The organism is Nocardia sp. NRRL S-836 (genome assembly GCF_001279525.1).
Taxonomy (GTDB): Bacteria; Actinomycetota; Actinomycetes; order Mycobacteriales; family Pseudonocardiaceae; genus Lentzea.
Genome location: NZ_LGDY01000115.1, coordinates 49,964 through 74,128, shown reverse-complemented (window position 1 = coordinate 74,128; position 24,165 = coordinate 49,964). Strand labels below are relative to the sequence as shown.

Annotated in this window: 24 protein-coding genes; 6 read left to right on the top strand and 18 right to left on the bottom strand. The window is 73.0% G+C overall.

The genetic code is table 11. The features are described from left to right. Positions 1-426: 426 nt before the first annotated feature. Together ADL03_RS29565 and tsaA are read left to right on the top strand one after the other, a co-directional pair. The gene (locus ADL03_RS29565; protein ID WP_231642403.1) at positions 427-1,761 is read left to right on the top strand and encodes a YdiU family protein; all 1,335 of its coding nucleotides are present in this window, start codon (positions 427-429) and stop codon (positions 1,759-1,761) included. Beyond that, on the top strand, positions 1,758-2,153 hold the full coding sequence (tsaA, locus tag ADL03_RS29560; protein ID WP_157529451.1) for a tRNA (N6-threonylcarbamoyladenosine(37)-N6)-methyltransferase TrmO: 396 nt from the start codon (positions 1,758-1,760) through the stop codon (positions 2,151-2,153). Before ADL03_RS29565 ends, tsaA begins: the two co-directional genes overlap by 4 nt. Positions 2,154-2,193: 40 nt before the next feature. Here the strand turns inward: tsaA and ADL03_RS29555 are convergent, their stop codons facing one another. The 4 genes from ADL03_RS29555 to ADL03_RS29540 form a co-directional block, all read right to left on the bottom strand. Beyond that, positions 2,194-4,791, bottom strand: coding sequence for an ABC transporter substrate-binding protein (locus tag ADL03_RS29555; RefSeq protein ID WP_053736850.1), 2,598 nt, complete (start codon positions 4,789-4,791; stop codon positions 2,194-2,196). A gap of 624 nt (positions 4,792-5,415) precedes the next feature. Next, on the bottom strand, positions 5,416-5,970 hold the full coding sequence (locus ADL03_RS29550; protein WP_063798744.1) for a hemerythrin domain-containing protein: 555 nt from the start codon (positions 5,968-5,970) through the stop codon (positions 5,416-5,418). A gap of 13 nt (positions 5,971-5,983) precedes the next feature. Further along, positions 5,984-6,646: a hypothetical protein gene (locus ADL03_RS29545; RefSeq protein ID WP_053736849.1), complete on the bottom strand. Its 663-nt coding sequence runs from the start codon at positions 6,644-6,646 to the stop codon at positions 5,984-5,986. 1 nt (position 6,647) lies between these two features. Beyond that, positions 6,648-6,971, bottom strand: coding sequence for a hypothetical protein (locus tag ADL03_RS29540; RefSeq protein WP_053736848.1), 324 nt, complete (start codon positions 6,969-6,971; stop codon positions 6,648-6,650). A 71-nt stretch (positions 6,972-7,042) separates the two neighbouring features. On the opposite strand from ADL03_RS29540, the gene ADL03_RS29535 reads away from it, so the two are divergent. Genes ADL03_RS29535 through ADL03_RS29525 form a run of 3 tightly spaced genes read left to right on the top strand, consistent with a single transcriptional unit; the run spans position 7,043 to position 9,647 of the window. After that, on the top strand, positions 7,043-8,230 hold the full coding sequence (locus ADL03_RS29535) for a cytochrome P450 (protein ID WP_053736847.1): 1,188 nt from the start codon (positions 7,043-7,045) through the stop codon (positions 8,228-8,230). After that, the gene (locus ADL03_RS29530; protein WP_053736846.1) at positions 8,227-9,051 is read left to right on the top strand and encodes an SDR family oxidoreductase; all 825 of its coding nucleotides are present in this window, start codon (positions 8,227-8,229) and stop codon (positions 9,049-9,051) included. The genes ADL03_RS29535 and ADL03_RS29530 overlap by 4 nt, the downstream gene beginning before the upstream one ends. Further along, positions 9,051-9,647: a flavodoxin family protein gene (locus tag ADL03_RS29525; RefSeq protein WP_053736857.1), complete on the top strand. Its 597-nt coding sequence runs from the start codon at positions 9,051-9,053 to the stop codon at positions 9,645-9,647. Before ADL03_RS29530 ends, ADL03_RS29525 begins: the two co-directional genes overlap by 1 nt. 87 nt (positions 9,648-9,734) lie before the next feature. Here the strand turns inward: ADL03_RS29525 and ADL03_RS29520 are convergent, their stop codons facing one another. The 10 genes from ADL03_RS29520 to ADL03_RS29475 form a co-directional block, all read right to left on the bottom strand. After that, positions 9,735-10,244, bottom strand: coding sequence for a phosphatase PAP2 family protein (locus ADL03_RS29520; RefSeq protein WP_157529449.1), 510 nt, complete (start codon positions 10,242-10,244; stop codon positions 9,735-9,737). Continuing rightward, complete coding sequence (locus ADL03_RS29515) at positions 10,241-10,909, bottom strand: SDR family oxidoreductase (RefSeq protein ID WP_053736845.1); 669 nt, start codon at positions 10,907-10,909, stop codon at positions 10,241-10,243. Before ADL03_RS29515 ends, ADL03_RS29520 begins: the two co-directional genes overlap by 4 nt. Then, positions 10,909-12,186: a D-glycero-beta-D-manno-heptose 1-phosphate adenylyltransferase gene (gene rfaE2, locus ADL03_RS29510; protein ID WP_053736844.1), complete on the bottom strand. Its 1,278-nt coding sequence runs from the start codon at positions 12,184-12,186 to the stop codon at positions 10,909-10,911. The genes ADL03_RS29515 and rfaE2 overlap by 1 nt, the downstream gene beginning before the upstream one ends. Further along, on the bottom strand, positions 12,183-12,758 hold the full coding sequence (locus tag ADL03_RS29505) for an SIS domain-containing protein (RefSeq protein ID WP_053736843.1): 576 nt from the start codon (positions 12,756-12,758) through the stop codon (positions 12,183-12,185). The genes rfaE2 and ADL03_RS29505 overlap by 4 nt, the downstream gene beginning before the upstream one ends. Beyond that, positions 12,755-13,972, bottom strand: coding sequence for a glycosyltransferase (locus ADL03_RS29500; protein ID WP_053736842.1), 1,218 nt, complete (start codon positions 13,970-13,972; stop codon positions 12,755-12,757). Before ADL03_RS29500 ends, ADL03_RS29505 begins: the two co-directional genes overlap by 4 nt. Then, on the bottom strand, positions 13,969-14,832 hold the full coding sequence (locus ADL03_RS29495) for a glycosyltransferase (RefSeq protein ID WP_053736841.1): 864 nt from the start codon (positions 14,830-14,832) through the stop codon (positions 13,969-13,971). The genes ADL03_RS29500 and ADL03_RS29495 overlap by 4 nt, the downstream gene beginning before the upstream one ends. Further along, positions 14,829-15,812 (bottom strand): glycosyltransferase family 9 protein, encoded by a 984-nt coding sequence (locus ADL03_RS29490; protein WP_053736840.1) that lies wholly within the window; start codon positions 15,810-15,812, stop codon positions 14,829-14,831. Before ADL03_RS29490 ends, ADL03_RS29495 begins: the two co-directional genes overlap by 4 nt. Further along, positions 15,809-16,324, bottom strand: a complete 516-nt coding sequence (locus ADL03_RS29485) for an HAD-IIIA family hydrolase (protein ID WP_053736839.1) — start codon at positions 16,322-16,324, stop codon at positions 15,809-15,811. Before ADL03_RS29485 ends, ADL03_RS29490 begins: the two co-directional genes overlap by 4 nt. A gap of 62 nt (positions 16,325-16,386) precedes the next feature. Further along, positions 16,387-17,379 (bottom strand): NAD-dependent epimerase/dehydratase family protein, encoded by a 993-nt coding sequence (locus ADL03_RS29480; RefSeq protein WP_053736838.1) that lies wholly within the window; start codon positions 17,377-17,379, stop codon positions 16,387-16,389. Then, positions 17,376-17,771 (bottom strand): ChaB family protein, encoded by a 396-nt coding sequence (locus ADL03_RS29475; protein WP_053736837.1) that lies wholly within the window; start codon positions 17,769-17,771, stop codon positions 17,376-17,378. The genes ADL03_RS29480 and ADL03_RS29475 overlap by 4 nt, the downstream gene beginning before the upstream one ends. Before the next feature lie 48 nt (positions 17,772-17,819). Here ADL03_RS29475 and ADL03_RS29470 point away from each other — a divergent pair, with 48 nt between their 5' ends. Then, entirely contained in the window at positions 17,820-19,166 is a 1,347-nt protein-coding gene (locus tag ADL03_RS29470; protein ID WP_053736836.1) for an aldehyde dehydrogenase, read from the top strand. Here ADL03_RS29470 and ADL03_RS29465 read toward each other — a convergent pair. The 4 genes from ADL03_RS29465 to ADL03_RS29450 are packed head-to-tail and all read right to left on the bottom strand — an operon-like array spanning position 19,150 to position 24,165. Continuing rightward, positions 19,150-20,379, bottom strand: coding sequence for a UDP-glucose/GDP-mannose dehydrogenase family protein (locus ADL03_RS29465; RefSeq protein ID WP_053736835.1), 1,230 nt, complete (start codon positions 20,377-20,379; stop codon positions 19,150-19,152). The two genes, ADL03_RS29470 and ADL03_RS29465, sit on opposite strands and share 17 nt — an antisense overlap. Then, positions 20,331-21,677 carry a glycosyltransferase family 9 protein gene (locus ADL03_RS49860; protein WP_231642398.1) on the bottom strand — a complete coding sequence of 449 codons (1,347 nt, stop codon included), beginning with the start codon at positions 21,675-21,677 and terminating at the stop codon, positions 20,331-20,333. The genes ADL03_RS29465 and ADL03_RS49860 overlap by 49 nt, the downstream gene beginning before the upstream one ends. Then, positions 21,674-22,573 (bottom strand): glycosyltransferase family 2 protein, encoded by a 900-nt coding sequence (locus ADL03_RS29455; protein ID WP_053736833.1) that lies wholly within the window; start codon positions 22,571-22,573, stop codon positions 21,674-21,676. Before ADL03_RS29455 ends, ADL03_RS49860 begins: the two co-directional genes overlap by 4 nt. Then, a complete protein-coding gene (locus tag ADL03_RS29450; protein ID WP_053736832.1) occupies positions 22,570-24,165 on the bottom strand; it encodes a carbamoyltransferase C-terminal domain-containing protein in 1,596 nt (531 codons plus the stop codon). The genes ADL03_RS29455 and ADL03_RS29450 overlap by 4 nt, the downstream gene beginning before the upstream one ends.

The window sequence follows — 24,165 nt, the reverse complement described above, 5'->3', positions numbered from 1 at the left end:
GACAGAGCGAGGCCGGTTCGGCACGCGGGCCAGCGGTGTCGGCTGCGGCTCTGCGGGGCGCCCACACAGGCCATGGCGGTGGGCCTGTGGGTTTGCGCGAGCTGCTGCAGTGTCGGCAGCAGTGGCGCGCCGCGTGCGCCGTGCCGCCGCAGCACGGGCTGCTGGAGCACGGGCTGCGGCGGCATGGGGGCGCCTCCACGCGGGCGGCGACGGCGCGGGGGTGGCGCCTCCACGCGGGCCGCGATGGCGCCCAGCCCGTGCACGCCGCTGCGGTGCACGGCACGCCCCCGCGCGGCGCGTCGAGGCAAGGCGGCTGTGATCCCGCCCCGTGGTGCCAGGCGTGGAACGCGGGTGGCCGGGCACCCCCGTACCGTGGAAGACGTGAGCACCAGTCTCGGCAACCAGTTCGCCACCGCGGTCCCGGAGATGGCCGTCGCCTGGGAGGCGGCGGAGGTCCCGTCACCGGCGCTGCTCGCCCTCAACGAGCCGCTGGCCCGCGAACTCGGCCTCGATCCCGCCTGGCTGCGCGGTGACGGGCTGGGGTTCCTCGTCGGCAGCGGGGTGCGGGGTGTCGCCCAGGCCTATGCGGGGCACCAGTTCGGCGGCTACTCGCCCAGGCTGGGTGACGGCAGGGCGTTGCTGCTCGGGGAGATCGACGCCGGTGGGCAGGTGCGCGACCTGCACCTCAAGGGGTCCGGGCGGACGCCGTTCGCGCGTGGTGGGGACGGGTTGGCTGCGGTTGGGCCGATGTTGCGCGAGTACGTGATCAGCGAGGCGATGTACGCGCTGGGGGTTCCGACGACCCGGTCGCTCGCGGTTGTGGCCACCGGCGCGACGGTGCACCGGGAGACGCCGTTGCCGGGTGCGGTGCTGGCCCGCGTCGCGGCGAGTCACCTGCGGGTCGGGAGTTTCCAGTACGCGCGCAACACCGGTGACCTGGACCTGCTGCGGCGGCTGGCGGACCACGCGATCGCGCGCCACTACCCCGGCCTCGACTACCTGGAGTTCTACCGGGCCGTGGTGCGCAAGCAGGCGGCGCTCATCGCGCAGTGGATGCACATCGGGTTCATCCACGGTGTCATGAACACCGACAACATGACGATCTCCGGCGAGACGATCGACTACGGGCCGTGTGCGTTCATGGAGGCGTACGACCCGGCGACGGTGTACAGCTCGATCGACCACTGCGGCCGTTACGCGTACGGCAACCAGCCGGGTATCGGGCAGTGGAACCTGGCGCGGCTGGCGGAGGCGTTGCTGCCGCTCTTCGACGCGGACGAGGATCAGGCGGTCAAGAAGGCCGTCGCGGTGCTGGAGGAGTTCGAGGGGCTCTACCTGGCCGCATGGCACGAGGGCATGCGGGCCAAGCTGGGCGGTGTCGGCGACGAGCAGCTCGTGCAGGACCTGCTCAAGCTGTTGCACGAGAACCACGTCGACTACACGTCGTTCTTCCACCACCTCACCCGCGGCAACCCGCGCGACCTCGTCCTCGACCTCGCGGGTGCCGACGAGTGGCTGGCGCGGTGGCGCGAGCTCGGGCCGGACACCGCCGCGATGGCGGAGGTCAACCCGGTGTACGTGCCGCGCAACCACCTCGTGGAGGAGGCGCTCGCGGCCGCGACCGGCGGCGACCTCGGCCCGTTCGAACGGCTGCTCGACGCGGTGCGCCGGCCGTACGAGCAGCGCGAAGGCCTGGACCACTACGCGGAACCGGCCCCGCGCGACTTCAGCGAGAGCTACCGGACATTCTGTGGCACATGAACCTGTTCCCGATCGGGCACGTCGAGTCACCGCTCACCGACCGCTCCACCGCACCCAGGCAGGGTGACGAGGGCGCGCCGGACGCGTGGGTCGTCGTCGTGCCCCAGTACGCGCGGGCGATGACGGAGCTGCGGGCCGGCCAGGAGGTGCTGCTGCTGACCTGGCTGGACAAGGCCGACCGCGCGGTCCTCGCCGTGCACCCGCGTGACGACCAGGACCGGCCCGAGACCGGTGTGTTCAGCACGCGGTCGCCGGACCGGCCGAACCCGATCGGCCTGCACCGGGTGCGGATCCTCTCCGTCGACGGCCAGAGGTTCCAGGTCGCCGGGCTCGAGGCGATCGACGGCACACCGGTGGTCGACGTGAAGCCCGTCCTGGCCGGCGAACGCTAGTCCCCCGCGCCGTGGCCCGGGACGTCCCCGGGCCACGGCACTACGGGTCGCGCGGGCAGCCGCCGTCCGGTTCGAGGCCCGCGGCGAGGTCGGCGCGGAACGGCAGCTCGCCGCACAGCAGCACGGGGGTCGAGGTCCGGTCGGTGTTGGCGCGCAACACCAGCACGGCCTTGTCCACCGGCAACCGGGTGGCGGCCCCGAACCCGATCTTGCCGGTGGCCCCCTGGATCGCGTTGTCGGGGCGGATGCTGCCGATGCCCGCGAGCAGCCCCTCCCGCACCCGCGCGCCCGGATCGGTGCGCCGGACCTGCCGGATGCCCTCGGACAGCACCTGCATGGCGTCGTAGGAGGCGGCGGACCGGCCGTCGCCCAGCTGCTGGCACGTCTGGCCGAACACGTCGAGGTAGTTCTTGTAGAACGGCACCCTGGCGCAGTCGGCCCACGCGGCGGGGCTCGCGAACGACACGTAGTCCAGCTGCACGTTGGGGAACTGCGCCATCGTGCCTTCGAGGATGAACCGGGTCGACGAGTCGCTCGCGATGACCGGTGGTGTGCTGCCCTGGCACTTGCTGTTCATGCCGCGCAGGAACTCCGCGAGGAACTGGGCGCGGCCGGCGTAGAAGACGGCGTAGCCGGGTTTCGCACCGGACGGGCAGGCGCCCTGGCCGAGGCTCGCCGGCGCGAGGCCCTCGTCGTCGTTGGCCACCCGGTAGGACTTGTACTGGTCGATCGCGATGCCCAGCAACGCGAACGCGGTCTTCGCGTCGTCGGCGAGGTTCTGGCTGTAGCGGTCGGTCGGGTCGCCCGAGTAGAAGATCGCCACGTTCGACACGCCCAGCCGGCGCTTGGCGTAGAACGCGGCCACGGCGGCTTCGCGCAGGTTGTTGGGGCCGATCTGGTAGTAGTACTCGTTGATCGCCGCCATGTCGTCGGCGGAGGTGAGCGAGCCGATGACCGGCAACGCGTTGCTGCCCAGCCGCTTCACCACCGACTTCGCGGTGTCCGTGCTGATCGACAGCCCGGTCACCGCGACCACGCTGCGGTCGCGCGCCGCGAGTTCGATGATCTTGTCCGCCGCGATGTCGCCCGAGGCGAGGCCACGGCCGCCCGGTCCCTCACCGCCGTTGGCCAGCAACATCCTGATCGGCACGTCGCTGGTCCGCTGCGCCACCCACACGCCGCGCAGCTCCTCGACCAGCGCCGCGTAGCTGTTGGCGGTGCTCGGGGTCAGCACGCTGAGGAACACGATCGTGATCGCGTCCGGCCGGGTCGCCGCCTTGTCGTTCTCGGCCATGATCCGGCGGTAGACGTCCTGCAGCGCGGGCCGCACCTCCTCCGGCACGGACGGCGGCACGAAGTGGCGCAGCGGGTCCGCTGACACGCCGATGCACTCGTCGCCGACGCGTTCCAGCGGTGTGCGCAGCGACGGTGACCACCACGGCTCGCACCGGGCGTGGTTCGCGAACGGCACCGCGGCCACCAGGACCGCGAGCAACGCCACCACGAGCGGCGCGGCCACGGCCCGGCGCAACCACATCGGCCGCAGCTCGGACAGCTTGCCGACCACGCCGTGCGCCGGGGCGGACGGGTCGGTCTGCAGCTCCAGCACCCAGTTGTCGGACCGGGCGAGCCTGCTCAGCCACGTCCGGTAGCCCGCGGCCACGTTGGCCGCGTGCGTCTTCGGCACCTCCGCGGACTCGGTGGCCGCGACCACCAGCAGCGGATCGGGACGGTCCAGCGGGTTCACCCGCCACGACTGTCCACCCTGGACGGTGCTGCGGGCGCGGCCGATCGCGTCGAGCAGCCACCGCCCGGTGTTGCCCTCGGCGACGTCGTCGACCAGCAGCCACGGGTACCCGGTCCGCCGCCGGCCCGTCCCCCACACCGACCACCGCCGGTGCGAGCGCCGCAGGTCCTCCAGGAACGCGCGCACCAGCAGGTCACCGACCTCGTTCGCGTGCCGTTCGGCCAGGCGTTCCTTCACGAACGCGCGCGCGAGGCGGTAGAGCCCGCGCCGCGACCTGCCGCCGACGTGCTGCTCCCCCACCCAGTTCGCCGGCCGCCACAGCAGCGCCGTGAGCACCAGCCCCAGCCGCGGCGCCAGGGTGATGACCAGCCGGATCCACCACGGGAAGTCCTGGGCCAGGTCCTGCGCGCCGTCCGGCCCGGTGGCCATCCGCAGGCGGCCGCGGACGTGGGCGCGGAACGCGCGGGCGATGTAGCGCTCCTCGTCCTCGGCGTCGAGGTCGGCCGGCAGCGTCAGCTCCAGCAGCCACCCGACCAGCGCGTAGTGGGGGAACCGCAGCCGGGCCGCGCCGCGCACCTTGCCGGCGAGCTGGCCGACCGCGTCATCGAGGACGTGGCGTTCCGACTCGCGTGACGCCGGTTCCGCACCGCTGACCCGCGCGCACGCGATCCGTTTGCCCCGCCCGGTCTCCGGCCTGGTCGCGAGCGCTTCGAGCGGGCTGGCCTCGCCGGGCGGGCGGTGCAGCAGCAGGATCGGCAGCGGCACGTCACGCGCGGGCCAGCGCGGGCGCCGCGACAGCCGGTCCAGCAACGTCACCAGCTCGACCGCGCCGTGGAAGTCCAGGCCGCTGGTCTGTTCCTCGCTGACGAACCAGTCCCCCGTCGTCACCATCGGCGATCTCCCCCGCTTCAGCTGGCCCCGAACAACACTAAGACTCAGCGGGTTGTCGGGTGAGGTGTTCCGCGCATTAGCCGGAATCGATCGAATTCGTGGTCAGCACGAATAACTTGCTCGCGTGGTCGACGTTGAGATCGGCGTGGTGGTGGGTATCCGGCTGACATGACTCCGCCTTCCGCAGGCCTGCCGTCCGACAGCCAGCCCGTTCCGCCGCAGCCGGAGCCGCCGCAGCCCGGACCGGACCAGCCGCGCCCGGCCGGTCCCGACCCCGACCCGATCCCGCCGCAGCCGCAGTCCACTGTGGCTGGTCGGATCCTGTGCCGCGGGGTCGTCGTGCCGATGCGCCGGCCCGGTCGGCGCCGTGGCGGGGTACGGGCCGGCGCACGTCCCGGGGCCAAGCGCGCAGCCTGACCGCGCAGTCACCTCGTGGGTTCGAGAAGCGGCTTGGCCACACGGCTTGGCCGCACGCAGTCACAGTCACATCGCCGGTTGTGCCGGTGCGCTCGGGATGAGCAGCACCGGCCCGGTGTCCTCGGAAAACCGCGACGAGTCACGACAAACGCCCGCACACCTTGAACCGGGCCGCACGGATGCGGCCCGGTTCGGCGGTGCTCGGGACTAGGAGCCGGCCTTCTGCAGCTCCCGCTTCAGCTCTTCCTTGGTCATGCTGGAGGCGTTGGGGAGGCCCATGTTCTTCGCCTGCAACAGCAGTTCCTCGCGGGTGGCCTGGCCGGGCATCTCACCGAGGTGGTCAGCGCGGCTGCGGGCGAACTTCTCGCCCAGCTCGTAGCGGCGCTCGGCGCTGAGCCGCTTGCGCATGCCCGGCAGCACGGTCTTCTCCTCCTCCTCCACGTGGTGGGTGATCGAGTCGATGACCTTCTGCAGCATCTGGTCGTACTGCGGGGAGTCCATCTCCGCGTCGAGCAGCTTCGCGAGCAGCTGCTCGGCCTCGGCGTGCTCCTCCTGGCTGTGCTCGACCTCGTCGGTTTCGCCGGCTTCCTGCTGGGCCACGGGGTACACCTCGGCTTCCTCGGCCCGGCTGTGGGCGACGAGCAGTCCACACAGGACGGGCGTGAGCAGTGGTCGCTTCTCCGGGTGGTTCTTCAGCTCGTCGAACAGGCGCTCGACCTCGCGGTGGTCCTGCATGATGAGGTCGACGACGTCGTACTGCACGGCGGTTCTCCTTCTAGTTGCGGGGGTAACGGGTGCTGATCGGAGCGACACCGCGCCGGCCGATCCGGCCGAGCGCCACGCCGAACGCGGTGATCACGACGGTGGCCGCGGCCACTCCCACGACGATCGACCAGGTGAGCCCGGCGCCGATCAGGCCGGTGGCGGCGCCGGCGATGGCGCCCGCCACGAGGCCGTTGACGAGGTTCACGAGGCCGGCGACGCTCAGCGCGGTGCCGATCAGCCGGGGCCGCCGGGCGTTGCGCCAGGCGGTCTGACCGGCGTCGGCCTCGACGCCGAGGGTGTCGTCGTGGACCTGACGGACGAACGCGTCCCGTGTGGACGGTTCGAGGTCGCCGTACACGTGCCGGATGCGGTTGATCCCCAGGCCGGCCTGGACGTCCTCGACGCCGAGCTCGACCGTGCGGAAGAGCGTGGCCAGTCCGATCAGGAACAGGCCGGTGAAGATCACCAGCATCAGCGTCAGCAGCACCGGCAGCGGCACGACCTGCGCGACGAACCCCAGCGCGATCATCGACGCCGAGATCGTGGTCAGCAGGTGGCCGGCCCGGCTGGACGCGTCCGCGATCGTCGCGCTGCGCACCATCTGCAGCGTGTAGTGCTCGGTGGTGAGGATCGTCAGCGCGGAGGCCTTGTCCTCGACGGTGGTGGGTGGCACGTCAGTGTCCGAGGGCGTCGGCGAGCTCCTTCTTCGTCATCGAGGAGCGGCCCCTGATGCCGCGCTGCTTCGCCTCGTTGTAGAGCTGGTCGCGGGTGGGACCCTGTGAGCCGCTGTGCGACCGCTGCCCGCCGCGCTGCTGCGGCGACCTGTCCTTCGTGGACGATCGGCTGGCCGTCTTGGACTCACCCGACTGGGCACGGTTCTTGTTCACCGTGCGCGCGGCGATCTCCTTCGCCCGCTTGGGTGACTCACCACGGCTGCGGGCCGAGTCCTTGATGTGCTCGTACTGGCGTTCACGTTTGGCGTTCGATCCGCGTGGCATGATGACCTCCCGACGGGCGAATACCCCCTGTCAAGCCGATTCACACGTGCGCTGCCGGGTAGCCGGGTGACATGGCCATCTCTTCACGACTCGACACCGCGCGCGTGGTCGCGACCGTGTTGCTGCCGACACTCGCGAAAGGCGTCATCGTCCGCAGGCCGGGCGTGATGGCGCTCGCAGACCGCTTCCAGTCCGACTCCGCCGCCATCGACACGGTGCGGCACCTGCGCGACCGGTACGGACCGGAACCCGTGCGGCTGCGCATCACCGGCCGCAGCGTCGCCGTGCTCGTCGACCCGGCCGACGTGGGGCGGCTGCTGCGCGAGTCACCGGAACCGTTCGCGCTCGCCACCAGGGAGAAGAAGGCCGCGCTGAGGCACTTCCAGCCGCACGGGGTGCTCATCTCGGACGAACCGGATCGCGCGCGGTTGCGCGAGGTGAACGAGCGCGCGCTGCGGCCGGAGAACGTGCCGGTCGAGGCGATCGTCCGCGACGAGGCCGACCTGCTGGTCAGGCACGTGATGAGCAACGGCGAGCTGACCTGGGCCGGGTTCAGCCAGGCGTGGTGGCGGATCGTGCGCAGGATCGTGCTCGGCAACGGCGCCCGCGACGACGACCAGCTCACCGACGACCTCAAGACGTTGCGGCAGAACGCGAACTGGGCGTTCCTGCGCCCGCGGGACAAAGACCTGCGCGCACGGTTCCAGCGCCGCCTGGACGAGCACCTGGCCCGGCGCGAGGCGGGCAGCCTGGCCGCCTCCGGCGAGGACATCGCGGGCCAGGTGCCGCACTGGCTGTTCGCGTTCGACTCGGCCGGGATCGTCACGATGCGGGCGCTGGCCATGGGCGGCAGCGGGTTCCGCGGTGTGCTGGAGTCGGCGCGGTTGTGGCCGACCACGCCGGTGATCCTGCGCGAGAGCACGATCGCGACCCGCTGGCACGGCACCTGGCTGCCGGAGAACACCCTGTTCGTGGTGTTCGCGCCGTTCTTCCACCGCGACCCCGACCGGTTGCCGTTCGCCGACCGGTACGAGCCGCGGCTGTGGGACGGGCCGCGCGACCCGGCGATCGTGCCGTTCAGCGCGGGTCCCGGCGAGTGCCCCGGCCGCGACCTCGTGCTGGTCGCGGCGGGTGCGATGCTCGACGCGCTGACCGAGCACCTGACGTTCTCCGGGGTGCTGTCCGAACCGCTGCCCAAGACGCTGAACCACTTCACGCTGCGCATGGCCGCGACTCCCGTGGGTACTCGCGTCCGATGACCACCGCACCCCTCCCCCAGGACCGCGCCGGCGCACCGCTTCGCGCGGTCGTGACCGGCGCCGACTCCGGCATCGGCAAGGCGATCGCCGTCGCGCTGGCCGGCGGTGGCGTGGACGTGGGCATCACGTTCCACGCCGACGCCGACGGTGCCGGGCGCACCGCCGCCGAGATCCACGAGGCGGGCGGCCGGTGTGCCGTGCGCCGCATGGACCTCACGGACCTGCCCGCGGCGGCCGGTGCCGTCGACGAGCTGGCCGAGGAGCTCGGCGGCCTCGACGTGCTGGTGAACTGCGCGGGCACCGGCAGCAGCGAGAAGGCGCTGGACATGTCGTTCGCCAAGTGGCGCGAGGTGCTCTCGGTCGACCTGGACGGCGCGTTCCTGTGCTGTCAGCTGGCCGCGAAGCACATGATCGCCGGTGGCCGCGGCGGCCGGATCGTCAACATCACCTCCGTCCACGAGCACCTGCCACGGGTGGGTGCCGCGCCGTACTGCGCCGCGAAGGCCGGTCTCGGCGCGCTCACCGAGGTGCTCGCGCTGGAGCTGTCCGAACACGGCATCACCGTGAACTCGGTGGCACCGGGCGAGATCTCCACGCCGATGACCGGCCAGGAGGACGTCGACCCGCGCACCGAGCCGCGGCCGGGCGTCCCGCTCGGCCGGCCTGGGCACGCCGCTGAGGTGGCGGCGGTGGTGGCATTCCTGACCACGCCGGCCGCCGGGTACGTCACCGGTGCCTCGATCGTCGTGGACGGCGGGATGTCACTGATGGGCCCGCAAGCGAGCCAACTGCTCACCGACGAGAAGTGGAGGCAGCCCTGATGCGTGCCGTGGTGCTCAACTGCACCTTGAAGAAGTCCCCCGACCAGTCCAACACCGACCTGCTCGCCCGGGTGGTGGCCGACGAGCTCGTGCGGAAGGGCGTCGAGGTCACCACGTTCCGGCTGGCGGACCTGAACATCCCGCCGGGTGTGACCACCGACCTGGGCGAGGGCGACGAGTGGCCGCGCGTCCACGCGGAGTTGCTGCAGGCCGAGATCCTCGTCTTCGCGACGCCGACGTGGGTCGGCCGGCCGTCGTCGTTCGCGCAGCGGGCGCTGGAGCGGATGGACGCGATGATCTCCGAGACCGACGACGAGGGGCGGCCGGTGGCCTACAACCGGGTCGCGGGCGTGGTCGTGACGGGCAACGAGGACGGCGCGCACCACGTGATCAGCGAGATCGCCGGCGGGCTCGGCGACATCGGCTACACGATCCCCGGCCAGGCGTGGACGTACTGGAACCGCGGGCCCGGACCGGGACCGAGCTACTCGGAGACCGACGAGGGTCATGAGTGGTCGGAGAAGACCGGTCGCACGATGGCGGCCAACCTGTACGCCGTGGCGCGGGCGTTGGCCGAGCACCCGATCCCGGCGTGAGCTGGGCGGGCCGGGCTCAGGAGCTGCCTGAGCCCGGCCCGAGCCGGTACGCGCCCGATCACGCCGCCCGAGGCGTCGTCGCCGGTGTCAGCCCGCCAGGCGCTTGGCCCCCGCCCGCACGGCCGCACCGACCAGCACGCCGAGCGCCAGCCCACCGAGGACGTCGGTGGGCCAGTGCACGCGGGTGCGCAGCCGGCTGTAGGCGACGAGCAGCACCAGCGGCGTGACGAACGCGCCGGCCGGTGGGTCGTCCAGCATCGTGACGGTGCCGAACGCGGCGGCCGTCATCGCGTGCTTGGACGGGAACGACGACGACTCCGGGTGCTCCGGCAGTGCGCGGCGGGCCGGCAGCGTCGAGTGCGGCCGCCGCCGGTGCACGACCAGGCTGATCAGGTGGCCCAGCGGCATCGCCACCGCGGCGGCGAGCAGGGCGCGTTTCGCGGCCTGCGGGCGGCCGGTCAGGGCCATGGCCCCGGCGACCGGTAACCACAGCAGGCCGCCGCGTGCGGTGAGGCTGGCCGCGATGATGAACTGTCGCGGCCGCCGGGCCGGTAGCAGCTCGCTGTCCCACTGGGATTCCTCGTCGAGCTCGTTCACGGCCAGGACGGTTCCTGCGCGTGGGCGATCACCAGCTCCCGCACCTCGCAGCCGGGCGGCTGGGTGAGTGCGAACATGATCGCCGCCGCCACCCGGTCGGGCGGGTTCAGCTGGTCGAGGTCCTTCGGCCGGTACTGCTCGGTGCGGTCGTCGAAGAACTTCGTGCGCATGCCGCCGGGCACGATCAGCGTGACGCCGACCCGTCCGGCCGTCTCCGCCGCCAGCGCGCGGGTGAAGCCGACGACGCCGAACTTCGAGGCGCAGTAGGCCGTGGCGTCGCTGACGGCCTTGAGGCCGAGGGTGGACGCGACGGTCACCACCCGGCCGTTGCGCAGGTGCGGCAACGCGGCCCTGATCACGGCGGCGGTGCCGAACAGGTTCACCCGGACCACGTTCTCCCACTCGTCGGCGGGCACCTCCTCCAGCGTGCCGCACCGGTCGATGCCCGCCGCGGTCACCACGGCGTCGAGACCGCCGTTGCGCTCGGCGAGCACGCGCACGGCCTGCTCGGCGGCCCGGCCGTCCGCGAGGTCGACCAGTTCGAAGTCGTGCGCGTTGCGCGGCGCCGACTTGTCCAGCACCAACGGGGTTCCGCCCGCCTCGCGCACCGCGTCCGCGACAGCCGCGCCCAAACCGGACGCACCGCCGGTCACCAGCACCTTCATCAAGCCCTCCTCGACAGGATCTCGGTCGTCGAATGGCCGCGGTGGTAGGGCACGACGACGGTGCGCCCGCCCCAGCGCCGCACCACCGCGGTCTCCGGAAGCAGTTCGGCGGTGTAGTCACCGCCCTTCACCCAGATGTCCGGGCGCAGCCGGCCCAGGACGTTCTCCGGGGTGTCCTCGCCGAACACGACCACGTCGTCCACGGACTCCAGCGCCTTGAGCACCTCGATCCGCTCGGCCTGGCCGTTGACCGGCCGGTGCTCGCCCTTGAGGCGCCGCACCGACTGGTCGGAGTTCAGGCACACCACCAGGCAGTCGCCCAGCGCCCGTGCCGCCGCGAGCATCCGCACGTGGCCGGGGTGCAGGACGTCGAAGCAGCCGCCGGTGGCGACCACGACCCCGCCCCGCCTGCGCACCTCGTCCACGGTGGACGCCGGTTGTGCGCGCATGCCGGACACCCCGCCCTGCGCCAGGAACTCCGCCGCACAGGCCACCGCGTCGGCCACGGCGTCGTCCGGTGCGGCACCCCGGGCGAGCCGCGCGGTCACCGCGACGGCGAACCGGTCCCCCGCGCCGCACGGGTCCGACGCCGGGACCACCGGCGCGGGCACGGCGACCGGCGTCCCTCCACAGTGGAGCAGCGCACCGGACTTGCCGAGCGTCACGACCACGCACCGCGCCTGCCACGTCTCGCGGAGCATGCGCGCGGCCTGCTCGGCGTCCGCGGTGCCGCTGAACGCGGTGGCCTCCGGGAGGTTGGGCGTCGCGAGCCGCACGCCGGGCACCGGCCGCGGACCGCGCGGGTGCGGGTCCCACACCACCGGCACGCGGGTCAGCACCGAGCGGAGGCGTTCGTCGCGCAGCAGGCCGCGGCCGTAGTCGGAGGCGAGCACGAAGTCCGCCGCCAGCACGGCGTCGAGCATCTCGTCGGTGACCTGTGGCGGCGCACCGCTGCCACCGCGGTCCACGCGCGCCAGCGAGGTTCCACCGCTGCGCAGCCGGGTCTTCACCGGCACCGGTCCGCACCGCCCGAGCACCGTGGGCACGTCGATCAGACCGCGCAGCCGCTGTCCCGCCTCGTCGTCGGACAGCGCGCTGACCAGCGTCACGTCGAGGCCGTCGCGGGCCGCCATGGTCGCGGCCAGTGCGGCACCGCCGGCCCTGGCGTGCTCGTCGGCCACGTCCAGCACGGGCGCGGGCGCGTCCGGGCAGACCCTGGTGACGGTGCCGGTGATGTCGACGTCGAGCAGCGCGTCTCCCACGACGACCAGCTTCACGACGCCCTCCGGTTCGCGGACTGCAGCGCCGCCTCGAAGGCCTCGCACAGCGCGTGCACCACGACCAGCTGCGCCTCCTGCACGTGGCACGGGTCGCCCGGCAACGACAGCGTGTCGTCCGCGAGCGCCGCCAGCGGGTTCGGCACCGGCCCGGTCAGCGCCCACACGTTCGCCCCCGCCTCCCGGCCGGCCCGTGCCGCCTCCAGCAGGTTCGGGCTCTTGCCGCTCGTCGACAGCAGCAGGACCACGTCGTCGGGCCGGGCGTGCGCGAGCACCTGGCGCGCGAACACCTGGTCGTAGCCGTAGTCGTTGGCGATCGCGGTGATGCTGGAGGTCTCCGCGGTCAACGCCAGCGCGGAGAACGGCCGCCGGTCGTGCCGGTAGCGGCCGACGAGCTCGGCGGTCAGGTGCTGCGCCTCGGCGGCGGACCCGCCGTTGCCCGCGACCAGCAACCGGCCGTCGGAGGACAGCAGCCGGGCGAGGCGGGCTCCCCAGCGGTGCACGCGCGAGGCCTGGGCCTGCAGGCCGGCCAGCGTCTCGTTCAGGCCGGCGAGGTGGCTTTCGAGGGTCACCGGGCCACCGCCATCCGGTCGGTGGCGGCGAGCCGTCCGGTCGCGGCCAGGCTCTGGTAGACGAGCTCCGTGCGGGCCGCGACGCCGTCCCAGGTGTACCTGGCCTCGACCCGGTCCCGGCCGGACATGCCGTAGGCCGCGCGGCGTGACGGGTCGGCCAGCAGCCTGCGCAGCACCCGGCCGAGGGCGCGCGGGTCGCGGGGCTCGGTGAGGACACCGGTCACGCCGTCCACAACGGTGTCGGTCAGACCGCCGACCGCCGACGCCACGACCGGGACGCCGCACGCCATTGCCTCCAACGGCACGATGCCGAACGGCTCGTACCAGGGCACGCACGCCACGATGTCGGCGGAACGCAGCAACGCGGGCATGTCGGCGCGGGCGACCTGTCCGGCGAGGTGGACGCGGTCGGCGACACCGAGCGACTCCGCGACCGCGGTGAGCCGTCGTGCCTCGGGATCGGTGGTGAGGTCGCGCGGTCCGCCCGCGATCACCAGCTCGGTGCCGGGCACCAGCGGCAGCGCGGCGAGCAGGTCGTCGAAACCCTTGCGCGGCAACAGCCTGCCGACGGACACGATCCGGTGCGGTGCCGAGCGGGGTGCCACCGGGCCGGCCACGTCGAACAGGTCGGGGTCGACGCCGCAGGGCACGATCGTGATCTTGTCGCGGCGCAGCCCCATGTCGAGCAGCTCGCGCACCTCGTCCTCGCAGGTCGCGGCGATGGCGGCCACCTCGTGCCCGACCAGCCGCTCCACCGCGACCCGTTGCCGCGGGCTGGTGTCGCGGTCGCCCTGGTGGCGGCGCTTCACGGTGCCGAGCGCGTGGTAGGTGTGCACGACCGGGACGCGCGAGCGCCGGGCGGCGAGCGCGGAGGCGAGGCCGGACATCCAGAAGTGGCTGTGCACCACGTCGGGCCGCTGCTCCCGCCAGTCCTCCAGCAGGTGCCGGCCGAACTCCGTCATGTGCGGCAGGAGCTCGTCCTTGGGCACCTCGTGCGGTGGCCCGGCGGGCACGTGCACGACCTCGTACCCGTCCGGGGTCCGCACCCGGTCGGGCAACGCCTCGCGGTCGCGGCGGGTGTGGACGACGACGTCGTGCCCCCGCCGCACCAGCGCTGCCGCCAGTGCGGCGACGTGCACGTTCTGACCGCCCGCGTCCGCGCCGCCCAATGTGGCGAGCGGGCTGGCGTGCTCAGAGACCATTGCGATTCTCATCCGACCCACACCTCCTTCAGCACCACGTCCCAGCTCCGCAGGAACGCCTCGAGCCCGTACCGGGCCAACGCGTGCTCACGAGCCCGTTTGCCCATCTCCTGCGCGAGAGCCGGATCAGCGACCAGCTCTCGCACCGCACGCACCAGTTCCTCCACATCCGTTGACACCACACCGGCTCCGGGTGGCACTGCGCGCACCGCCTCCGTGCACGCCAACGCGACCACGGGCATGCCGATGTGCATCGCTTCCAGCAGCGAGAGTCCCAGCGAGGTCCAGCGCGGCGTGTGCACGTAGACGCGGCGGCGCGCGAGCTCCCGGTGCAGCGACGGCAGGTCGTGGTCGCCTATGCCGCCGATCTCCTCGGTGCCCATGCCGAACACGTCGATCGGGTCGAACCGCGGCAGCAGGTCGGTGCCCACGATCCGGCCGCGCCGCACCGGTTCGTTGATCACGGCCGCCGCTCGCGGCAGCTCGCCGGTGTAGAGCGGCCCCGGATCGACGACGCCGTGCTCGATCACGACCGTGCGGGTGTTTCCGCAGTCCCACATCAGGTCGTTGAAGTGGGTGACGTGGACCAGCGTCCCGTCCCAGTCGGCCAGCGGGTGCCGCTGGGCCGGTGCCTTGGGCGTGTTGTGCTCCAGGTACACGACCGGGATGCCGCGCGGCACCTCGGAAAGCTCCTCCACGCGCTGCACCACGGCGACATCCGGGTCCACTTCGGACAGTGACACCTCGCGGGCGGCCCACGGCCGGCCCGCGAGCCCGATGCCCTCCGGCGGCCCCGGGATGAGGTACTCGTGCCCACCCTGGACGAACGAATGCGTCCACGAACCGTGGACGTGCCACAGCAGGATCCTCACGCCGTCACCTCCGCGACCGCGGCGACGACGGCGGCCGGGTCGATCTGGTCGAGACAGGGGTGGCCGGGCACCGGGCACTCGCGCGCCCTGGTGCCCCGGCACGGTGCGTTCTGGTCGCCGAGCAGCACGTGCTTGCCGTGCGGCGCCCAGCGGGTGGCGGGCACGACCGGCGCGAACAGCGACACGACCGGTGTGCCGACGGCGACCGCGAGGTGGGCGGGCCCGGTGTTGCCGACGACGACCGCGTCGGCACCGGCCAGCACCCCGGACAGCTCGCGGAAGTCGGTGCGCCCGCCCAGGTCGGTTCCGCACGCGCCGGCGACGTGGCCGGTCAGCTCGACCTCGTCCGGCCCGCCGGTCACGACCACCCGGTGCCCTGCGGCGGTCAGCGCGACCACCGCCTTGGCCCACCGGTCGGGTGACCAGGTGCGGGCAGGTGCCGTCGCACCGGGGTGCACCACCACGTACGGACCCTCCAGGCTCGTCCGCGGCGGGTCGAGGACGGCGAGCCGGCCGTCGTCACCCTCCGGCAGCTCGAACCCCGCGGCCCGCGCGACCTCCAGCGCCCGTTGCGCCTCCGGCACGTCCGGGTCGTCGCGCAGCCGCACGTCCAGCAGCGAACCGGGGTAGTCGGTCGACCGCGCCACGATCCGCGGCACCCCGGCGAGGCGCAGCAGCAGAGCGGTGGGCAACGGGCTCTGGTGGAACGAGGTCAGCACCAATGCCACGTCGGCGCGAACGCCGTGCACCAGCGCGATGACGGCCTCGATGTCGACCGGGCGCACCTCCGACGCCGGGTTGACGATCCACGGGCACTCCCACTCGACGATCCGGCTCACGCCCGGCAGCAGCTCCGCCGCCCTGACGCCGTTCGGACCGCACAGCAGCACGACCTCGCCCGCCGCCGCGGCCGCACGGACCGCCGGTCCGGCCAGCAGTACGTCTCCATCGCTGTCGAGCCGAGCCACCAGCGTCCTCATCGGGCCAGCTCCAGCACGGCCAGCAGGTCGGTGGCGGTGTGTGGCGCGCTGGAGACCTCTTCCGGCCTGGTCACCTGGGTGGGCACCAGCAGCGGGACCGCGCCGGCCGCCTGCGCGGCCTCGACGTCCGCGCCGATGTCGCCGACGAACAGGGTGCGCCGCGGGCTGACGCCGAGCGCCTCGCACGCGGCCAGCACCATGCCGGGAGCCGGTTTGCGGCACGCGCAGCCCTCGTCGGGTGCGTGCGGGCAGATCTGCCAGGTGCCGAACGGGCCGAGCAGTTCCTCGACCCGTGCGTTCACGGCGTCGACCTGCGCGCGGGTGAGCAGGCCGCGGCCGATGCCCGACTGGTTGCTCACGACCCCGGTGCGCAGGCCGCGTTCGCGCAGGTCGCGCAGCACTTCCCGGGCACCCGGCATGGGTGTCACCGCACTCGGGTCGCCGTTGTACGGGACGTCCCGGATGAGCGTGCCATCACGGTCGAAGAGGACCGCGTCGAAAGTCCCGTCCATATAGGAGATTTAGCCGAGAACGACGGCTTGAAACGCTACTCGGCGAAGCGCTTCTCCCCCGATCAGAGGACGGGGCTGGGGTCAACCTCCTGACCGGCGGCGATACCTCGGACGAGGGCGCGAAGTGCTTCCCGCGAGTCGACCGCCGGCTCCCAGCCGAGCTCGTCACGCGCCCGCGACGCGTCGAGCAGCGGCGATGCCAGCGCCAGGTCCACCCAGCCGGGCGGGGTGGGTTGCAGGCGCAGCAGCCACGACACGTTCGCAAGGAGGCGCATCAGCCGTGCCGGCACGGGGACGTGCCGTCCGCCGAGGACGTCCGCGAGAACACGGGGAGTGACGACCGGCTCCGCCACGAGGTTCACCCCGCCGTGCGGTCGCTGCCGCAGAATGCGTGCCAGCCCGTCGGCCACGTCGTCGGCGTGGACGAACTGCAGCACCATGCCGGGCGGCAGCGGCAGCACCGGGATCCGGTGCCGGAACAGCCACCGCGGCACCAGGCTGCCGAGGAAGTAGTCGCGGATCTCGGACCCGGCGTCGGACTGCAGGATCAGGCCGGGCCGCGGCCGGGAGATCAGCAGCTGGGACTCGAACTGGCCCAGCAGGTGTTCCACCGCGGCCTTGTGCCTGCTGTAGAACGACGTGCGCACTCCCCTGACCGGCCACGACTCGTCGACGCGGCGGTCCTTCGGGCCCGGCGAGTACGCGCCGACCGACGACATGTGCACCAGGTGCCCGACGCCCGCCTCGACGGCGGCGGTGAACACGCGCGACGAGCCGGCGACGTTCGTGCGGTACAGCTCCCGTTCGTCGTGGGACGGCTGGATCAGCCACGCCAGGTGCACGACCGCGTCTGCGTTCTCGAACGCGGACGTGAGCACCTCCTCCGCGCCCGGCCGGCCGATGTCGACGGGGGTCCACCGCACGCCGCGGTAGGGCTCGGCGTTGCCGGGACGGCGGCGCGAGATGCCGTGCACCTCGATGTCGGGCTCCCGGGCGAGCCTGCGCAGCAGGGCGGTGCCGACGTTGCCGGTCGCGCCGGTGACGACGACCTTCACGAGCGGGCTCGTGCCGTCGCGCGGTTGTTCGCCTTGCCGATCGCCTCGACCAGCTCGTCCTTGGTCATCCGCGACCTGCCCTCGATCTCCAGCCGCTTCGCCACGTCGTAGAGGTGCTGTTTGCTCGCGTTCGCGTCCACGCCACCGGCTGTGTCGCCCTGGGCAGGGGTGCTGCGTTCGGCCTGCGCGTCGGACGGTCCCTTCTCGTCCTTGGCCTCCCAGTGGTCGCCGACCTTCTCGAAGCTGTGCTTGAGGGCGGAGAACGCGGTGCGGTGCGCGCGTTCGCCCTCGCCGTAGGTCTCCACCGCCGAGTCGTGCGCCTTGATCCACGTGCGCTGGGCCTTCTTCGACGAGCGGGCCACCGTGCTGGGCAGTTCCTCGCGTCCGGGCATGACTCTCCTCCCAGGTTTCTCCCTGCTCAGCTGGGCTACCCGGCTGACATGACCGCCATGCACGCCATCGACGTCCACAGCCCCCTCGACGACCAGCCCGTCGGCTGGCTGCCCGCAGCCGGCGAGGACGACGTGACCGCCGCGCTGGCCGCCGCGCGCACGGCTCAGGTGTCCTGGGCGGCCCTGCCGGCGGCCGAACGCGGTGCGGTGGTCGCCAGGGCGGCCGCCGAGCTGAAGGCGCGGGCGGACGACCTGGCGACGGTGATCGAGACCGAGACCGGGCGGCCGTTCGCCTCCGCGCGCGAGGGCGTGCTCGCGGGCGCGGGCACGCTGGCGCAGTACGCCGAGCTCGGCCCGCTGCACCGCGGCCGGTCGCTGCACGGCACCGCGGTCGACTTCATGATCCCCGAGCCGCGCGGCGTGGTGGTGGCGCTGACGCCGTGGAACGACCCGGTCGCCGTGGCGTGCGGCCTGCTCGGCGCGGCGCTGGTCACCGGCAACACCGTGGTGCACAAGCCCAGCGAACGCTGCCCGCACACCGGGCTGCTGCTCGACACGGTCCTGCGCCCGCTCTTCCCGTCCGGCGTGCTGCAGACGCTGGTCGGTGACGGCACGGTCGGCGCCGCGCTGGTGCGCGGTGACGTGGACGTCGTCGCGCACGTCGGCAGCACCGCGACCGGGCGGGCCATCGCGGCGTCGTCCAGCGCGAAGCTGTTGCTGGAGAACGGCGGCAACGACCCGTTGCTGATCGACGACGACGTCGACCCGAAGTGGGCGGCGGCGCAGGCGGCGCTCGGGGCGTTCGCGAACGCCGGGCAGATCTGCGTGTCGGTCGAGCGGATCTACGTGCACAAGTCGATCGCCGTGCCGTTCCTGGAGGAGCTGGTCCGCCTGGCGCGCGAGTGGAACGAGCAGCCGCAGCCGCTGGTCGACGTCCGGCACCGGGAGTTCGTGCACGCCCAGGTCGCCGACGCGGTCACGGCGGGGGCACGGGCGCTGGTCGGTGGCGAGATCCCGTCCGGCCGCGGCGCGTTCTACCCCGCGACCGTGCTGACCGACTGCACGGCCGCGATGCGGATCATGTGCGAGGAGACGTTCGGCCCGGTGGCGCCGGTGCAGCTCGTGCCGACCTTCGACGAGGGCCTGGCCCAGGCGTGCTCGGGCGACTACGGGCTCGCGGCCACCGTGCTGACCGGTTCGATGGAGCACGCGGCCCGCGCGTGGCGGGCATTGCCGGTCGGCACGGTGAAGGTCAACAACGTGTTCGGCGGCGCACCCGGTGGCGCCGCACAGCCGCGCGGCGCCTCGGGCAGCGGGTTCGGCTACGGACCCGAGCTGCTGGACGAGATGACCACCGTGAAGGTGGTGCACCTCGGGGTCAGCGGCCGGTCGTGACCAGCAGGAACCCGGCCTCGGTCACCTTGTCGCGCGGCAGCACGTTGCGGGTGTCGAGGATGCGCGGGATGGCCGTGTGCTGCGCGAGCTCCGGCCAGTCCAGCTCGGCGAACTCCGGCCACTCCGTCAGCACCACCAGCATGTCCACGTCCCGTGCCGCGGCGGCCGCGCTGTCCACGACGGTGATCCCGTCGAGGTCGGCGCTGACGCACGGGTCGTAGGCCGTGAGCAGAGCGCCCTCCCCCGCGAGCAGCGCGGCGACGGCGAGCGCCGGTGAGTCGCGCAGGTCGTTCGTGCCGGCCTTGAACGTGAGCCCCAGCAGCCCGATCCTGGTGCCGCGCAAGGACCCGGTCTCGGCCCTGATCCGGTCCACGACCCGGTGCGGCTGGTGGCGGTTCGTGGTGATCGCCGCCTCCAGCGTGGGAAAGCCGACCCCGGCCTCGCGCGCGGTGGCCAGCAGCGCCAGCGTGTCCTTGGGCAGGCACGACCCGCCCCAGCCCGGTCCCGGCTCCAGGCAGGACCCGCCGATCCGGTCGTCGAGCCGCATGCCCTCGGTGACGCCGTCGATGTCGGCGTCGAGCCGCTCGCACAGCTCCGCCAGGGTGTTGACGTAGGAGAGCTTCAACGCCAGGAAGCAGTTGCTCGCGTACTTCACCAGCTCGGCACTCGTGTTGTCGGTGATCACCACCGGCGCGTTCGTCGCCGCGTAGAGCGCCGCCACCTCCCGCGCGTGCCGCTCGTCCCGTGCGCCGACGACGATCCGTTGCGGCCGCAGGAAGTCCTCGACCGCGTGCCCCTCGCGCAGGAACTCCGGGTTGGACACGATGCCGGGGTACCGCGCGGCCGTCCCGACCGGCACGGTGGATTTCAGCACGAGCCGGCACCCGTCCGGCGCCTCACCGATGACCGCCTCCACCGCCGTGAGGTCGGCGGCACCGTCGGTACCGGTCGGCGTCGGCACGCAGACGAACGCGAAGTCCACATCGGACAGCGCCTCGCGGTTGCCGACGACGAACCGCAACCGTTCGCCGTTCTGCTCGACCAGCTCGCGCAGCCCCGGCTCGTGCAGCCAGACCTCGCCCGCGTTGAGCGCCGCGACCTTGGTCTGGTCGACGTCCGCGCACACGACCTCGTGGCCGAGGTGCGCGAAGCACGCCGCCGTGGTCAGACCGACGTAACCCGCGCCGACGACGCCGATTCGCTTGGCTCGCACAACACACCTCCAGCAGCGTCCAGGACCTCGTCCACGGTGATCCGCAGCAGGCCTGGGTCGGGTTCCGCGGCGAACGTGTCGCCGGTCCGGCCGTGCCACAGCACCCGGTGCGGCCCGTGCCGCGGCCCCCACAGGCGGGGTGACATCGGGCCGAACAGCAGCACCGACGGCGTGCCGTAGGCGGTGGCCACGTGCGCGACGCCGGTGTCGCCGCAGATGAGCAGGCGTGCGGTGGCGACGAGGTCCAGGAGCTGGGCCAGGCTGCCGGAGAACGGGTGGGGGGAGATCCCGCGGGCGAGGTCGAGCTCGCCGGGCCCGGCGGTGACGACGACGGACCGGCCGGACGCCGCGCGCCGGGTGTGGTCGGACGGACCGGCGTCGGATGGGCCCTTGCCGGGCAGACCGGCGGCTGGGCCACCGTTGGGCGCGGCGGCGGCAGGCGGGCCGTCGTGGGGCGAGGCAAAGCCAGCCGGGCCGCTGTGAGGTGAGGCAGCGCCAGCCGAGGCAGCGGTAGGCGCGGATGCGGCAGCCAGGCGCGCACCGCGCGGATCGGCTGTGGGCCGACCGCCGTCGGACGAGGCAGCCCCAGACGAGGCAGCGCCGGGCAGGCACGCGTCGCGCAGACCGGCCGCAGGCCGACCGCCCTCAGGCGAAGCAGCGCCAGCCAAGCCCGCATCGCGCAGATCGCCGCCGGACAAGCCGCTGTCAGCCGCGGCAACGCCAACCAGACCAGCGCCAGCCGACGCGCCGGCGACCATGCCCGCGTCACCCAGGCCCCCATCCGGTGCACCCGCGTCCGGCAAGGCCCCGATCAGCGCACGAGCCACCGCCGCGTACCGCTCCGCCGGCCACCGCCGCGCCCCCGTGCTCGCACCCGGATGGATCACCACCCGGTTCGTGCGCGGTCCCACGGCGGGCAGCCGCAGGTCGTCCGGGTCGCACGGGATGCCGTTGCGCTCCAGCAGCTCACACCACCGGACCACCTCGTGCTGGTCCTCCTGCCACACCTCGTGCGTGATCAACCGGCGCGGGTTCGTCGCCCGCAGCAGTTCGACGCTCTGCGGTCCGCGGCCGTGCAGGTTCACCGCGAGGTCGGGCCGTTCGAACGCGATCGGCGCCAGCTCGGCGGTCGGCAGCAGCCGGTCGACGGCGTCGATCCGGTCGACCGCGTCGGCCAGCCAGGCCGGTGCGGCGAGGGTGATCTCGGCGTCCGGGAAGGCCGCCCGCAGGCCGCGCAACGCCGGCACGGCGGTCAGCAGGTCGCCCAGGCCGAGCGCCCGCAGCACGAGCACCCTCATCGGCTCGCCCGCCGGAGCCGCAGCTCGCCGCGCAGCCGGTGCCAGCAGGCCGCCGGTGGGATGACCGCGCTGGTGACCACCATCTGCGTGATCTCGCGGGCGTCACGCGGGCCCGGTGCGATCCGTTGTGCCGCGAAGCGCGCGGTCAGTCCGGCCCACACCGCCGCCGACGCCAGTGCGGCACGGCGGTGGCCGGTCAGTCCGCAGAGGACCGCGGCCAGTGCGGCGCCGGTGGTCAGCGCGTGCTCGTGCAGCCGGCCGCGGCGGCCGCCGATGCGCGTGCGCCACCCCGGGCCGAGCAGGTGGCGCATCAGGGCGTCGTCGGCGTTGCCGCGTTGCTGCTGGACGCTGGTGAAGAAGGTCGCGGGCTTGACCGGGTGCGTCGTGACCCGTGCGCCGCGCACGATCCGATATCCGAGGTCCTGCACCCGCAACGCCAGCTCGGCGTCCTCGCGGTAGGCGCGGGGGAACCGTTCGTCGAAGCCGCCGGTGCGGTGCAGGACCGACCGGCGGTACGCCATGTCCGCGGTGATCCACAGGGCGTCGGCCAGACCGGCGGTGCCGCGTTCGGCGTCGGTCGGCGGGCGGTCGGCCGGCAGTGGCACGACGATCTTCGCCTGGGTGGCGGCGACGTCGTCCTCCAGGCCCTCCAGGTCCTTGGCCAGCTGGACCTTCCAGTCCGGTGGCAGCACGACGTCGTCGTCGACGAAGGCCACCCAGTCGCCACGGGCCGCGCGCCACCCGGCGTTGCGCGCGGCGGCCGGTCCCCTGCGGGTGTCGCTGTCGTCGACGACGATGACCTCGACCGGCTCCGGGCCCGGGCCGTTGTTCAGCACGTCGAGCAGGTCGTTGAGGGCGTCCCGGCCGACGGTGGGGATCACGACCGAGTAGCTCATCGGCGCACCACGAACGGTCCGATGGCGAGCAGGTCGACCGGCGACGAGCCGAAGCACTCCAGAGCGTCGCGCGGGCTGTCGACCATCGGGCGGCCCGCCGTGTTGAGGCTGGTGTTGACGACCACCGGAACGCCGGTGAGCGCCTCGAAGCCGCGCAGCATCCGTTCCAGCAGCGGGTCGCCGGACACGGTCTGGGCGCGCGCGGTGCCGTCGACGTGCACCACGGCCGGGATGCGATCGGTCCACTCCGGACGGACGTCGTGCACGAACAGCATGTAGGGGCTCGGGATCGGGCCGCGGGAGAACACCGTGGCCGCGCGGTCCAGCAGCACCATCGGTGCCACCGGGCGGAACTGCTCGCGGCCCTTGACGTCGTTGAGGCGGGTCAGGTTCTCGGCGAAGCACGGGTTGGCGAGCAGCGACCGCTGCCCCAGCGCCCGCGGGCCGTACTCGCTGCGGCCCTGGAACCAGGCCACGATCTTGTTGTCCGCCAACGCCTGCGCGACCTCGGCGGCGACATCGGCCGGCCGTTCGTAAGGCACGGCGGCGGTCTTCAGCACGGACTCGATCTCGGCGTCGGAGAAGCCGCGGCCCAGCGCCGCGGACGGCATGGGCGCGACCGTGTCGGTGCTGGCGTGCAGGGCGGCACCCAGCGCGGTGCCGGAGTCACCGGCGGCGGGCTGGACCCACACCTCGTCGAACGGTCCCTCGGCGAAGATCCGGGTGTTGGCCACGCAGTTCAGCGCGACGCCACCGGCCATGGCCAGCCGCCGTTCGCCGGTGTGCTCGTGCAGCCACGTGACGAGCTCCAGCAGCACCTCTTCGAGCCGGACCTGCACCGACGCGGCCAGCTCCGCGTGCTCCGAGGTCAGCTCGCCGTCGGCGGCCCGCTGCTTGGCCAGCGTGTTCCAGTCGAACGGCGTGATCTCGAAGCCGCCGTCGCGGACCACCACGTGCTCGCGCATCAGGTCGAGGTGCACCGGCTTGGCGTGCGAGGCCAGCGCCATCACCTTGTACTCGTCGCTGGAGCGCAGGAAGCCCAGGTGCTCGGTCAGGTCTTCGTAGAACAGCCCGAGCGAGTGCGGCAGCCGCTGCGCCGCCAGCGTGGTCAGCTCCTGGTCGACGTAGCGGCCCGCGAGGTGCGAGCCGCACTCGCCGCGCCCGTCGGCGACCAGCACGGCGCAGTTGCCCGCGAACGGCGCGGCGAGGCCGGTGGACGCCGCGTGGGCGACGTGGTGCGGCACGAACTGGACGATGTCCGGGTCCAGGCCGGGCAGGACGGACGCCAGGAACTGCGGCGCACGGCGTGCGTACTGCGTGCGCAGGTCCTCCCACGGCGCGTACTGGGCGTCGACCAGGTCCGGGTCGTAGGAGTAGGCGACGACGTCCAGGTCCGCCGCCGTCAGCCCGGCCTGCTCCAGGCACCAGCGGGCGGAGAGCTCGGGCTGTTCCCACGCCGAGAACGGCACCGGGCGCTTGCCGTGCTTGCGGCGGGAGAAGCGTTCTTCTTCCGCCGCCGCGACGGTCTCACCATCGATCACGAGAGCTGCGGCCGGGTCGTGGAACACGGCGTTGATACCGAGAACTCGCAT